The following is a 13,214-nucleotide window of genomic DNA, read 5'->3' as shown; positions in this document are numbered from 1 at the left end:
GTGTAAAGTCTACTTCTTATTTCTAACTCGAATAATTTTCCAGGAAGCCGTACAATGTTTCTGTGTCCTCTATATATTTGCCGTTGCGTATCTCCTCCCGCACAGCCGCCGGGAGCTCATCGTACTGTATATTCGTGTACTCATACGGGGTCTTCTTGTCGCTTAAGTAGACGACGATATAACCATTTACCTCCATGAGGTAATAGCAGTCCTCCTTCAGTGCGGAACCTTCTGTTCTCACCGAAGGCTCCGTTCTGGCTTTGGCAGTTTCCTGCTCTTTTTCGATCTTTGTCTCTGCCTCCGCCCGTTCTTTTGCTTTCTGATAACTGAGCTGATATGCACTGGACACTGCCAGTACCGTTATAATAGCCGCCGCAAAAAAGCCAATACCATACTTATTTTTCATAAGGACAACTCCTTTTTAAGTACAGTATTGGCCGTTTTTCAATTATTTATACTTCCAGTGGTAATTTGTGTTATCTGTACTCTCCCCGGATCAAATGTAATTTCCGGCAGACAGTCACGATGGCAGCGCCCTTCGGCATTTGGAGCATCTCTTCCTCCGTCAGCCCTCCGAGCAGGATAAGTGTGATCCCGTATGAGATAAGCGCTGCTACAAGCGCGAGTATAGTCGCGGCCTTACTGCCGATAAAGAGTTCGACCACCAGATGTACGACAACGGTAATCACGCCCATGACTGCCGCTGAAATGGCCGGTATGATAAATGTCCTCTTCTGTTCCTGTACATATCCTATCCGGCTGCGCAGCGCATGTGAATTCAGAATGCAGATAGCGCCGGAAAAAACGATCTTACTCAAAATCACCGCATAAATGTTCCATTTGAAGATAACCATGAACAAAAACAGTGAGATAACATGAATAACAAGAGATATTGCCGCATTCTTCACCGGCGTCATCATGTCATCCAGACCCTGAAGCACGGAATTGGTCACTGTGGACAGACAGAAGAACACGACAGAGATCGCTCCAAGCTGCAGCATATATGCGGAAGTCGTATTGTCCGAGCCATAAAACAGCAGATCCAGTATCGGCTTTGCGAGTACGAGAAAACCAACCGCGCACGGAATGGCGATCATCATGTTGAAGCGCGTTACCATGTTTATCTTGCTATGTATCTGCTTGCGGCTGCCTGTCTGCGCCGTTGCAACGAGACTCGGTATGAGCGAAGAGGCGAACGCACTTGCAATGGAAAGGGGCACGTTGATCAGCGTCGTGTAGTCCCCGGTCAGTATTCCGAGCAGCTTCGTATATACGATCTTTTTCTCCCCCTGCGCTGCCATGATATTACTGAACATGGCGCTGTCCACGAAATCACAGATGTTATAGACCGTAGCGCTCAGTATGACCGGGGCGATCGTGACTAACAGCACCTTATATATCCGGTTGTACGACTCTTTGTGCCGGCTTCTGTCTCTGCGCATCTTCCGCCGGAAGACTTTTTTGTAGGCCATGAAGATAAACACTACGAAGAGCAGCGCCGTCAGCGCTCCCGCCACAGTGCCGAGTGTGCCTCCGGCCGCGCTGTATGCAGGACCATAGGAATCATTGCCTCTCGTCTTGGCGATTCCCTTTCCTACGCTGAACAATACGTAAGCTCCCGTCACAGATATGACTGCGTTTACGATCTGCTCGATGATCTGTGAGATGGCGGTCGGCACCATGGAACCGATGCCCTGGAAGAATCCCCGCATGACTCCGAGCACTGCCGCTATGAGTATACACGGGGCCAGCACGCGAAGCGCATATACGCTCATGTCAATAGACATGATATTGTTCGCGATAAAGCCTGCGCCAAAAAAGATAAGAAGCGCGACAAATCCGCCTGCCATTACGGCAAACATCAATGCTCCCCTGAACACTTTGTATGCATTTTTATATTCTCCTACCGCGACACGGGCTGACACGAGCTTGGACACAGCCAGCGGAAGGCTGTAAGATGTCAGGGTAAGCGCCACGATATAGATGGAAAAGGCTACGCCGTAGTAGCCCATCCCTTCCTGTCCTGCGATATTGCGCAGCGGAATACGATATATAACACCAATTATCTTTGTAACTACCCCTGCAATGGCAAGAATAGATCCTTGTATCAGGAAATTGGCTTCTTTTTTTCTGCGTTTTTCAGCCATACTTCATGCTCCGTTTATCGTAATATATTTAATCTGTTCAGAATCTCTCTCTGCTTTGCTTCCATATCGAGGCGTTCTTTCTCCTCCATATGGTCATATCCAGTTAAGTGTAACATAGAATGTGCAATTAAAAAAGCGTATTCTCTTTTGAGAGAATGTCCAAACTCTTCTGCCTGAGATATCACCTTATCTTTTGATATCACGATATCGCCGAGGAGCAGTTCCCCGGACTCCGGATCAAAACAGTCTTCCTGTTCCTTAAGACACCCGAAATCTCCCGGGTGCTCATATTCTGCCATAGGAAATGAAAGTACGTCCGTCGGACGGTCTATTCCCCGGAATTCTTCATTCATTTCCTGAATCTGTAAGTTTGTCGTAAGCAGCAGGTTCACCTGTGCCTCATACGGACAGCCTGTATAGTCAAGTGCCTCCTCTGCCACCTTTCGTGCCAGTTCTTCACAAGGTATAGGCAGAACGGTCTCCCCTTCTTCCTCAAAATAAAGTGTCATTCTTCTCATTTTCTCCTTCGGTCTTTTCCTTTTGCCCTGCCTCTGCTCTCATAGTCTTCGTATGCCTTGACGATCTTCTGCACGAGCGGATGGCGGACAACATCTCTGCTCGTCAGCTGGCAGACGCTGATATCCTCGATATGTTTTACTACGGATACGGCCACGTCAAGCCCGGATACCTGCCCGGACGGCAGGTCTTTCTGGGTGGCGTCTCCGGTAACCACCACTTTGGAGCCGAAACCGATCCTCGTCAGAAACATCTTCATCTGGGCCGGGGTCGTATTCTGCGCTTCGTCAAGTATGATAAAGGCATTGTCGAGCGTGCGCCCCCTCATATAGGCAAGAGGAGCCACTTCGATCAGCCCTTTTTCCGAATTTTTCAAAAAGCTTTCTGCTCCCATGATCTGATAAAGCGCGTCATACAGCGGTCTCAGGTATGGGTCTATCTTACTCTGCAGGTCGCCGGGCAGAAACCCGAGCTTCTCCCCTGCTTCAATGGCAGGTCTCGTCAGTATGATCCTGCCCACCTCATTGTTCTTAAATGCAGTGATCGCCATCGCCATGGCCAGATACGTCTTTCCTGTGCCTGCCGGACCGAGTCCGAACACGATCATCTTACTCCGTATGGCATCCACGTATTTTTTCTGTCCCAGTGTCTTCGGGCGGATCGGCTTGCCCTGCAGTGTATGGCAGATCAGCTCCTTATCCATCTCCACAACGCTCTCCGCGCTGTCCTCCATCACGAGAGATAATGTATAATCGACATTCTGTTCCTGAATCGTATTGCCTCTCACAGACAGGCCTGTGAGCTGTTCCAATACTTTCTTTGCCCGTTCTGTCTGAACCGCTTCCCCCATGATCTTTACGCTGCCGTCCCGCGCGATAAGCGTCACGTGCAGCGTGCGCTCGATCTTTTTGGCAAATGCGTCGAACTGACCGAACACATTCTGTTCATGCTCTGCCGGTATGTCAATGACTGTCTCCATCATTCCCATCTATATTTTCTCCTGTCGTTTCATTCTCTTTTTCTTTTGGCACATCGATAACTTCCGTCGGCGCCGGCGTCCCTATCGGCATGATGACCGTAAGATTCCCCTTCGCTCTGGCTTCTTCGGACCCTGTGTATATTTTAACATCATTCTCAATAATTTCTACCCCTTTTTTCTCTAAATCTTCACAATACTTGTTAAACCGCGCGCTCAGTATGCTCTGCAGCTGTTTCTCACTGTATTTGTGCTTCTTCGGCGTATACGGCTGTATCGTCCGGGTACCCGTGGAGACCGGCAGGTAGAATTCCTCCCCGATCTTCCAACGCTTTTCATGGGAAGTTACTTCATAATTTTCATAATCGTGATTTCTGCTCCCAAGCCCGAACCGGTACTTTCCTACCTTGAGATACAACTCTTCCCTTGTGACAGCAGGGAATTCCTTCTCAATATAGGTAAGGTCCTGTTCCTGTTCATATGGCAGAACGGTCTTGCCTTTAATGTCGGCGTCCGACCTGTTGTAGTGGTAGCCGGTCGTCTCCCCCGCGTCATTGTTCACCGGCACCCTGCCGCACACAAGAATATCTCCTTTTTTGACCGCGTCGCCTTCTTTCACCACCGGTATCCCTTTCCGTGTGATCATCTCCGTTATCGTGCAGTCCCGGTCGGCCACAATATCCTGAGGCTCCTCTTCTGTTTCCGCGCTCTCTTTGTCCGCTCCTTCTTCTATCTCCTCATCTCCCCCGGCGGCAGGCAGGGAGTCTTCATTCTCCTTCACCTGAATGAGCAGTCTGGAACCCTGTATGGAGGCGGACACCCAGATGATCCCGTCGTATTCTTTTCGGATATCCTTTACAATCCTGGCACAGTCCACATTTGATTTCTTCATTCCGTGCTCTACTTCTTTCGTCTGAAGGAATTCCAGAATATTTTCATCTGTCTGCGAAAGGTTTCCCTCTATATCAATATCCCATATAAAAAGAGATAATATGTATATGAGCGCAACACTTAAAAATGCCCCGATAAAAAACAACTTCCTTTTCCGGTATCTGTGTAAAAAAAAAGGAAGACCGAACCGCCTTACTATCACTACTCTTGTTCCGGTCTTCTTGATAATCGGTTTTAACCTGCGGAAACCGTCAACAGACATGTACATCTCATACGCCCCGTTTGACGGTCTAAGTCCCCATATGTAGATGCCTCTGTGGCTGCAGGCATTTAAAAACCGTTCTGCCGAATAACCGATAACCCGAATCTGTACATATCCCTTTATATACCGAATCATGGATAAAAGCAAATCTTTATCCCCCTTTAGTGATGATATTCTATGGACTCTATCCGCCCTGTCACTTTCATCTCATCATTTGTATAATATGCGACCTGCAGGTTCTTTCCGCCGATGCGGATCTGCCCGATCTTCGTCTGTATGCGGACGAGAGCATCGGTATATTCCAGAATGCCCCTGTAATTCTCCAGGCTCATCTCCAGCTGCCCCGTTATAGTGAGTACAGGCATTCCAAGCACTACGTCTTTTGGCATCTCGGAGGCCTCTGCAACTTTATTCTTAAACGACTGGCTTTCTATATCCTGTCTGCGTTCTTTCTTTCTTGCCTTCATAAAAACACTGCCACACATAGTTTTATAGTAATCTATGAGCGGCAGCTGTCCTTTATACATTGTCCCCGGAATTATTCGCCCCGCGGCAGACGTTCACATAAATACCCCTCCAAGCGACCGGTGTTCCACACCGTTAAAAATACGAAGCGCATACTCTCTCCTCAAAACCTGAAAATAATCCTGTATCTCCCCACATCCGGCTGCCTCCGTGATGATCCGGATATATGCGCCTGTCTTTTGCCCGACCGTCTGCAGGTCATCCTCCTGAAAGTACCGCCGGATTTTTTCGATCTCATTGTCTGCAAGCGTCAGGCTTTGCAGCGGACGCTCTGCAATAACGCATCCGATGGCATTGAGCAGCACAAGCGCACACAGATTCTCCATATATCGGATGCCAAAGCGTTCCTCCGTCCTTCCAAGCAGTTCCTTCACAGCAGCGGTCTCGAAGCAGCTTAAAAGCCTGCTCTCCGTCTCAATGTCACACAGATATTCGTAAATGAGATCTATTCCGCACAGATTTCCGTAATGGTTGACCGTAGGGTAATCCAGTGTAAGGATATGATCGTGCGGCTGGAATCTTGCATCATAATAGAGAAAAAAGCGGGGCATACCTTTGATGATGGTATCTCTGTAGTTGCCGCATCCATAATCTTCAAACGCTTCTGTCAGCCTGTCATAGACTTCTTTTGCGCTGTATACCTTATCCAGCACTCTTTTATATCCTCTGGCGTAAGCCTCCGGCGCTTCCGGCCTCTTACGTTTTGCCGGAACAAATGAACCGGGCAGTCCCGGCTCTTCTATACAATATACCACCGCTTCCAAAAGCATCCTGGCCGTCTCATAAGTCACAGAACTGCTCTCTTTTGACGTGTACTTCTCTGCCAGCACAGCAGTGACCGGTATGAGTTCTTCCATCTTATATTCCATATATACGCTCTCCTTTACTCTTTTCACATCTGAAAACTATTCCCAGAACAACTCTCTTAGCACCTCCATATACAGTTCACTGTCCCACCGTTTCTCACAGCTTAACCTCTCATACTCTCCTTTACCTCCGTCTGATTCATACCCGCGGTATCCGGCACGCACTGCAGCCGCAAAACGCTCAAGGCAGGTTCCCTCCAGATATTCCGTATCTCCAAAGCAGACGCCTTCAAACTGCTCTTTCATGAACGTGAGCAGTTCCTCGTCTGTCAGTCTGTCCTGCGCTTCATTTTTAAACTTATAGAAGATATCCTGAAGCTTCATCAATGTCCCGGCATAATTCTCCCGGCTGATGTACTGTGAATCACAAAACGTAAACATAATATGATCCAGTATCCCTCTGCCGAATTCCACCCTCTGATGCCTTTTGAGACTTACATTTTTTGCCTCGATCAAAGCTTTTGTTTCCTCCGCTGTAAGACCGAGGCCGAACTGTGCCCCTATCTTCTCGTTACGAGAATTTATCGCGGCCAGTTCTTCCCTGTTCCTGTTCACTGCCAGAAGTTCGTATAACTCGTTGTCCATACTGCACCCTCCTTTGCCTTAGTCGTCTATTATAGGACCGGGCGGGACACATTACAAGACTTGAAAAACCGGCTGTTTTGTGGTATTATTAAGACAGAAAAAGGAGCGGATTTATAATCTGCTCCTTTTTTCTGTCTTCTACTGTATCAATACGGCTTCCATCCTGACAGGCTGATGGTCTGTATATTCAAATTGTGTGTCAATATTCTCCAATTCTTTTACTTCAACATTGTCTGATACGATAAACCCATCAAGCACGTACACCTGTGAATCTTCATAGTTTCCGCTGTACGGCCCGTTCAAGAGCCGGCACGTCGGCGCATTATCTGAGACGGCAAAGGAAAACCCTTCCGGAATATCATCCTTGCCGACCACACCCGGCGTCCAGTTATCCCGGCTGTGGACCGGGTATTTGTCCATGTCTTCAAACGTCTGGTTAAAGTCGCCGCCCGCGATGACATAATTTCCTTTTTTATATTCTGTCTCCAGCTTTTGGGCGAGCATTTTGCTCTGGGCGATCTTTCCTTCCCCGCTGTCGTAAGCTTCCAGATGAAAATTGATGAGTACGAGTTCCTTGTCCCCGCCGCCGACAGGGATCCTTGTTTCCAGCATGCAGCGCTTCAGATTACACGTCTTGACCGGCCATGTAAAAGATTCCGGCAGCGATATGCGGGACGCTTCGCTCATGCCGATGCCGGTCATTGTCAAAAGGCCGCTTTCTACCTTACCGATCGGCGGCAGAGGATACGGCACATAATCACACTTGAAATTGTATGCGAATATCCCCGGCAGCCCCAGCTCCTTTTCGTAATATTCCTTTTCATTCAGATGATAGGAACGCTTGGAGTCCAAATCTACTTCCTGCAGAAAATATACGTCTGCCTTCTGTTCTCTTAAAACTGACGTTATCCCTTTCAGATTATGCTCTACCAGTTCCCGGCTGTCCGGCATGACTTTTTCCCCGCCGTCCATAAAGAAGTCTTCGTCCCTGCTCAGGCCTGCATATCCCGTATTGTATGTGAGCACGGTAAATGTATCTCCCGCCTTCAGTGTCTCTGTTCCGTCCGCCGGCTTCAAAGTCTCCACCGCCTCCGGACGGTATTCTCTCACCGTCAGTAATATGAGCGCCGCGGCTATGACGGCGGCAATAACGAGTAAGATGACAACAACTGCTTTTAAAACCTTCTTCATAAGTATCCCTCCCTGATGACCGGCCTCTTTGGCCTGACCGCCTGACCATCAACATGCCTACATAAGAAAACGAAGCCAGTTGAACAAAGCCAGGACTTTGACTCTGAATTCTCTTTTTCCGCTGATCTTCTGTCTCTCGACGCCTTCCGGCACTTCATAATGCTTCTCATCCAGTACCTTGACCGAATCTGCCTCATACTCCTTCATATAACCTTTCAGCTGTCCGGTCACCTCTTTACTGTCAATGACAAGCATAAGTTCTGTATCCAGATATGCGCTGCGCATATCCATGTTGAACGAACCGACGACCGCCAGCTCGTCTCCTATCGTAATACTCTTTCCGTGGTAGGATACACCGCCTTCATATTCGTATACCGTGATGCCTGTTTCCAGCAGCCTTCCCTTGTTTTTCACATAATCTGACGCCCCGAACGGATTTCCGTTATTTGCGGCGGAGTTCGTCATGAGCGCGGCTTTGCCGCCGCCTTTACATACCTCTTCGAGTGAGTCATACATCCAGTCATTGCAGATGATGTAGGGGGTATGTATGTCTATCTCTTCCTCTGTCTCCTTCATGAGCTGTACAAGTGAATAAAATACCCGGGGCTCTTTGGAATATACGTGGACAGGATTAGACAACAGTGTGATCTTATTGACTTCAAAAGTCATACTTACATAGTCTGCACTTTCGCCGATCGCCGGATATTGTTGCAGCAGCCTGCGGTAACGCCCTTCAAGTTCTCTTTTCGCCTTGACCGTATCCGGCCGTGACGCATCCTCCTCATCGTCATGAAATACTTTGCAGTCTTCCAGGTTCCAGACGGATTCAAAATATGCTTCCAGCTGATGGATGGAACTTTCCTCATTTTCCGGGTCCTGACTGTATACGAGTACGTCCCTGTCATAATTCTTGTATCCGTTGTCCCCGAGAAAATAGTCATATGTATTTCTGCCGCCGAGCAGGTACAGTCCGGCATCAACGATAACATATTTGTCGTGAAGCCGCCCCATACTTTTCCACGGTGTCAGTAAGTTAATTCTATTGTATATCCTGATTTCCACATTGTCCATAGTAGAGAGGGCATAGAAATATTCGCTGCCGTCCATCTGCTGCAGCGCCGAAAATCCGTCCACAAGTATCTTTATATCCACGCCCCGCTTTGCAGCGTCGATGAGCGCGGCTATCACATCTTTTCCGCTGCTGTCGTCATGGAAATCAAAGGTGGATAATATGATGCGTTCCTTCGCCTGTCCGATCATTCTGAGCCGCTCCTCAAGCGCCCTTTCATTGTCCTCTATCACACACGCCCGGTCACAGGACACTTCGTCACAATAACAGTCTTTTGGGTCGAATTCCTTCTCATATGCCCGGCTCACACCGGGCTGTCTCACGTAAGACAGCACCGTCCCGAGAAAGACATATGATATAAAAAGTATGATCACAGCCAGCAGATATCTCCATTTAAATACCGTTTTTTCAGAAGTTCTCTTCTTCATACGTTTTGCGCTTCCTCTTTTCTTCCAACTTTCATGTATCGGTCTATCATACCACTAAGTGTATTTTTTTGCCACCCGGCGCCGTCTTTATTCTTCAAATATCCGTATATATTCCATTCTTTATTCATAGATTGTTTTGTCAGCAGCCTTAAATTAAAAGGAGTGTATTATATGAATAACGAACTAAACCGCAACTGTGAATGTGAATGTAATGACGTAAAACCACAGGCGTCAAAAGAGCCTTCGTACGCCGCTTCAGGGCCTTATCCTCCGGTCCGTATCTGTGAGCGCAACAGAGCATACGGAAGAATGATGCTCGATAATATGGGCGGCCAGAACTCCGAGATGTCCGCGGTGAGCCTGTATGTGTACAACAACCTGCTCATCGACGAAGACGCGCGCCTGTCCGGTATTTTTCACAAGATAAGCATTGTGGAAATGCACCACCTGCATATCTTCGGAGAGATCGCGAGAATGATGGGAGAAAATCCCCGTCTCTGGACTTACAGAGGAAATCAGATGACATACTGGAGTCCTTCCTACAACAACTACCCGATCGAGATTCGTCCTCTGCTCACAAACGCGCTCAACGGCGAACGGAAAACAGTGCAGAAGTATGAAGAGCAGTGCCGCAGGATAAAGGATATACATATTGTAGAATGTCTGAAACGAATCATCCAGGACGAGGAGATACACATTCATATTTTTGAAACTCTTCTGGAGGAATACTGCCGCTGAGATCATGTTGGCTCTTCCTGTTCGATCTGAGCTGTACGTGCAGGCGGCGCAGGCCGGCATACAGGCAGGGCCGGGAGATACATCTGATATCTCCCGGCCCTTTTCCTCTATACGTATATGCATTAATAAGTGAACAGCTGCGTCCAGTAATTTGTCCCCTTCGCGTTCTGGTAGTATCCGACTCCGATGGTTGTATATTTGGAATTCATTATATTCGCTCTGTGTCCCGGACTGTTCATCCAGCCTTTCATGACTTCTTCCGGAGACTTCTGTCCCCACGCGATATTCTCACCGGCACCCCGGAATTTTACGCCCTGTTCGGTAAGTGCAGTGTTAAACCCTCTGCCGTCAGGTCTTGTATGCGAAAAAGAGATCTCCGTTTCTTTTGCGCGCACGAAAGCGGCTTTTGATACGGAAGCATCCATCTTCAACGCTGGGAGACCTTCCTTTGCTCTCTCCTTGTTGACAAGCACAGCTACCTGCTCCGCAAATGACTTGCCGCTGTTTTCACCCTGGTCAGGCTGGCCGTCCGGTGTATCCGGCGTCTCCGGTTTTTCGGGAGTCCCCGGTTTATCCGGCGTCTCCGGAACATTTGTGTCCGGTTTGTTGTTATCCGGCTTGTTGTTGTCCGGCTTGTTGTTATCCGGCTTGTTGTTGTCCGGCTTGTTGTTGTCCGGCTTGTTGTTGTCCGGTCTGTTGTCGGGCTTGTTGTCCGGCTTATTCTGTCCGCCTCCGGTGCCGCCGGGACAGAGTTTGTTTATGATCTCTTCTATGTTAAGCTTCTGCTTGAGCTCTTCGTTCGTGATCTCGTTCACGCTGACACTACTGCCGTTCCCTGCGATTATGTATCCTTTCCTGACAGGCCCGTTTCCTTCCGCAGCCTGTGATACAACCGGCGCTGCCATACTTGTCGCGACTGCTGCCGCAGCCAATGTAATGAAAATTCTGTTTTTCATTTTCCTCCTCCTTCTGGTCAAGATATTTATTACAAATATGTTACATATTTGTTACGTTTTATATCCTAACACAAAAAGAAGACTGTGCAACATGCAATATATGGAATCAATGCCCCCCTCTTACCGGAATACAAGAACAAACGCCATACCTTCTTCCTCCTTCTGGGCGAATATTTCGCCGTCCATCTTTCTCATGATCTCCCGGCAGATGTAGAGACCCAGCCCGTTCCCCTCCAGGCCTCTGCTGTTGGAGGCTCTGAAAAAGCTTTCAAAAATATGGTTGAACTCATTGTCCGTCACCGGGTTGCCGCTGCTGTACACGCGGACCAGATGACAGTAATCTTCCTCATAAAAGGTAAGTGTGATGCTTCTTCCGTCTCCATACTTGAACGCGTTTTCAAACAGATTGCCGATCACTTCCAGCGTTCGTTCCATATCCCCTTTCAGAAGCAGATCGTCATACGGGCCAACCTCCAGATCCACCATACGGATCTTGCATTTCTCCTCATAAGTATCCAGTATCCTTTTGACCAGTTCTGCCTGATAAAATTCCCCGTTGTCCACATGGATATCCAGAATATCTTCTCTGGAATTTCTCATGATTTCCTCTACATGCCGCTCGATTTCCGAAGCCTTCTCACCGATCTGCCGCGCGGCATGTCTGCGCTGTGCTTCTCCGTGATACAGATCCTCCTCCAGGGCTCTGCCGTACAGCCGGATCGCGTGAAGCGGAGTTTTTATATCATGGGACAGAGACAGCAGCATTGTCTTCTTCTCCTTCTCAAGCTCCAGCCGTCTCTTCCTCGACAGAGCCAGCGTATCCTTCAACTGGCTCATCCCCCAGAAGAAGTCTCCGAAGAACCGGCTCTTTTCTTCCGGCACCTCCCCGGACAGATGTCCGTTTGCCAGCTCGTACGGCAGCGTTTTCAGACGGAGAAACGGCCCGATCAGCTGTGATCTCAGATAACACAATACAGAAATAAGGACCGCCCCCATGATCCCAAGACATACTTCCGTAATCAAAAGAATATTCTCCGCCTGGAATACCGGTTTTTCGTAGTCGAACCTCCATAAGCCTTCCAGGCTTCCGTCTGTGAATACAGGTATGACCTGGCTGCCCAGATGATTTTTCTCTTCATAGAATGCCGCAGCCATGTCTTCTTCCTCCATCTGTCCGGCCGGAAGATAAGAGATTCCTTTCACATACCGAAATTCGGACAGGTCTATGTTCTCCTGCGGGACTCCATCCCGCAGACTGCTGTATATCCTGTTGATCTCTATTTTATGGACCTGTTCCTGTACCGTGGCCGCGTTGTGTATTCCGTATCCTGCCGCAGCGGCCGTCAGAAGATAAAAAAGGACTGCTGCCGCAATGACTGTATTAAATTTCCTCATATCTGTAACCTACTCCCCAGACTGTCAGAATCCGCTTCGGTTCCCTCGGGTTTTCTTCGATCTTCGCGCGCAGCATCTTGATGTGTACAGTCAGCGTCTGACTTTCACTGAAACTGTCTGTCCCCCATACATTTCCAAAAATATACTCTTTACGGAGTGTTTTCCCCGGATTGCGGACAAACAGAAGGAGCAGCTCATACTCCTTCACATTCAGTTCCAGAGGCTTTCCCCTGAGATTCACGGTCCGTGCCTTGCGGTTGAGCGTGATCTCCCCCGATACGAGCAGCATTTCCTCCTGTGCTCTGCCGGAACGCTTAAGCAGCGCATTCACTTTCGCACTTAGAATCTCAGGGTCCACAGGCTTCTCCATATAATCATCCGCCCCGAGTTCATAACCTGTAAGCTTATTCTGCTTTCCCGATTTTGCGCTCATGATGAGAACAGGTACGTTCTGACTCTTACGTATCTGCCTGCACACGGCAAAACCGTCCATACCCGGAAGCATGATATCCAGAAGCACCAGGCGTACCTCTCCTCTTTCTGCATACCGGACGGCATCATCCCCTCGGGCGGCACGCAGCACACTGTAGCCTCTGTCCACGAGAAAGTCCCGCAGCAGCCCGGCCAGTTCTTCATTATCTTCAACAAGTAATATATCGTACATCCATC

14 protein-coding genes are annotated in these 13,214 nt (G+C 48.6%); 1 reads left to right on the top strand and 13 read right to left on the bottom strand.

All coding sequences use genetic code 11. From position 1 onward, the window contains the following. Positions 1–22: 22 nt before the first annotated feature. The 10 genes from LAJLEIBI_RS08295 to LAJLEIBI_RS08250 form a co-directional block, all read right to left on the bottom strand. Entirely contained in the window at positions 23–406 is a 384-nt protein-coding gene (locus tag LAJLEIBI_RS08295) for a hypothetical protein (protein ID WP_006441337.1), read from the bottom strand. A 70-nt stretch (positions 407–476) separates the two neighbouring features. Then, positions 477–2,147 carry a putative polysaccharide biosynthesis protein gene (locus LAJLEIBI_RS08290; RefSeq protein WP_006441336.1) on the bottom strand — a complete coding sequence of 557 codons (1,671 nt, stop codon included), beginning with the start codon at positions 2,145–2,147 and terminating at the stop codon, positions 477–479. Between the two features lie 14 nt (positions 2,148–2,161). Further along, the gene (gene ybeY / locus LAJLEIBI_RS08285) at positions 2,162–2,656 is read right to left on the bottom strand and encodes an rRNA maturation RNase YbeY (RefSeq protein WP_040434534.1); all 495 of its coding nucleotides are present in this window, start codon (positions 2,654–2,656) and stop codon (positions 2,162–2,164) included. A gap of 5 nt (positions 2,657–2,661) precedes the next feature. Further along, the gene (locus LAJLEIBI_RS08280; protein ID WP_006441334.1) at positions 2,662–3,651 is read right to left on the bottom strand and encodes a PhoH family protein; all 990 of its coding nucleotides are present in this window, start codon (positions 3,649–3,651) and stop codon (positions 2,662–2,664) included. Further along, positions 3,626–4,927, bottom strand: a complete 1,302-nt coding sequence (locus tag LAJLEIBI_RS08275) for a sporulation protein YqfD (protein ID WP_006441333.1) — start codon at positions 4,925–4,927, stop codon at positions 3,626–3,628. Before LAJLEIBI_RS08275 ends, LAJLEIBI_RS08280 begins: the two co-directional genes overlap by 26 nt. 26 nt (positions 4,928–4,953) lie before the next feature. Then, the gene (yqfC, locus tag LAJLEIBI_RS08270) at positions 4,954–5,259 is read right to left on the bottom strand and encodes a sporulation protein YqfC (protein WP_040435259.1); all 306 of its coding nucleotides are present in this window, start codon (positions 5,257–5,259) and stop codon (positions 4,954–4,956) included. Between the two features lie 93 nt (positions 5,260–5,352). Beyond that, positions 5,353–6,186 carry a DUF6179 domain-containing protein gene (locus LAJLEIBI_RS08265; protein WP_006441331.1) on the bottom strand — a complete coding sequence of 278 codons (834 nt, stop codon included), beginning with the start codon at positions 6,184–6,186 and terminating at the stop codon, positions 5,353–5,355. Positions 6,187–6,222: 36 nt separating this feature from the next. After that, positions 6,223–6,768 carry a DUF6323 family protein gene (locus tag LAJLEIBI_RS08260; RefSeq protein ID WP_006441330.1) on the bottom strand — a complete coding sequence of 182 codons (546 nt, stop codon included), beginning with the start codon at positions 6,766–6,768 and terminating at the stop codon, positions 6,223–6,225. 138 nt (positions 6,769–6,906) lie between these two features. Then, a complete protein-coding gene (locus LAJLEIBI_RS08255) occupies positions 6,907–7,959 on the bottom strand; it encodes an endonuclease/exonuclease/phosphatase family protein (protein WP_006441329.1) in 1,053 nt (350 codons plus the stop codon). A 57-nt stretch (positions 7,960–8,016) separates the two neighbouring features. Beyond that, positions 8,017–9,456 carry a phospholipase D family protein gene (locus LAJLEIBI_RS08250; protein ID WP_006441328.1) on the bottom strand — a complete coding sequence of 480 codons (1,440 nt, stop codon included), beginning with the start codon at positions 9,454–9,456 and terminating at the stop codon, positions 8,017–8,019. 171 nt (positions 9,457–9,627) lie between these two features. Between LAJLEIBI_RS08250 and LAJLEIBI_RS08245 the strand changes: the two genes are divergently transcribed. Continuing rightward, complete coding sequence (locus LAJLEIBI_RS08245; RefSeq protein ID WP_147570398.1) at positions 9,628–10,194, top strand: ferritin-like domain-containing protein; 567 nt, start codon at positions 9,628–9,630, stop codon at positions 10,192–10,194. 122 nt (positions 10,195–10,316) lie between these two features. On the opposite strand, the gene LAJLEIBI_RS08240 is transcribed toward LAJLEIBI_RS08245, so the two are convergent. The 3 genes from LAJLEIBI_RS08240 to LAJLEIBI_RS08230 form a co-directional block, all read right to left on the bottom strand. Further along, positions 10,317–11,150 carry a CAP domain-containing protein gene (locus LAJLEIBI_RS08240; protein ID WP_006441325.1) on the bottom strand — a complete coding sequence of 278 codons (834 nt, stop codon included), beginning with the start codon at positions 11,148–11,150 and terminating at the stop codon, positions 10,317–10,319. 120 nt (positions 11,151–11,270) lie between these two features. Continuing rightward, positions 11,271–12,545, bottom strand: a complete 1,275-nt coding sequence (locus LAJLEIBI_RS08235) for a sensor histidine kinase (protein WP_006441324.1) — start codon at positions 12,543–12,545, stop codon at positions 11,271–11,273. Then, a complete protein-coding gene (locus LAJLEIBI_RS08230; RefSeq protein WP_006441323.1) occupies positions 12,532–13,209 on the bottom strand; it encodes a response regulator transcription factor in 678 nt (225 codons plus the stop codon). The genes LAJLEIBI_RS08235 and LAJLEIBI_RS08230 overlap by 14 nt, the downstream gene beginning before the upstream one ends. Positions 13,210–13,214 lie beyond the last annotated feature (5 nt).

It is taken from the genome of [Clostridium] hylemonae DSM 15053 (assembly GCF_008281175.1).
Taxonomy (GTDB): Bacteria; Bacillota; Clostridia; order Lachnospirales; family Lachnospiraceae; genus Extibacter; species Extibacter hylemonae.
The sequence above is the reverse complement of the archived record's forward strand: the minus strand, read 5'-3'. Positions and strand labels throughout refer to the sequence as shown.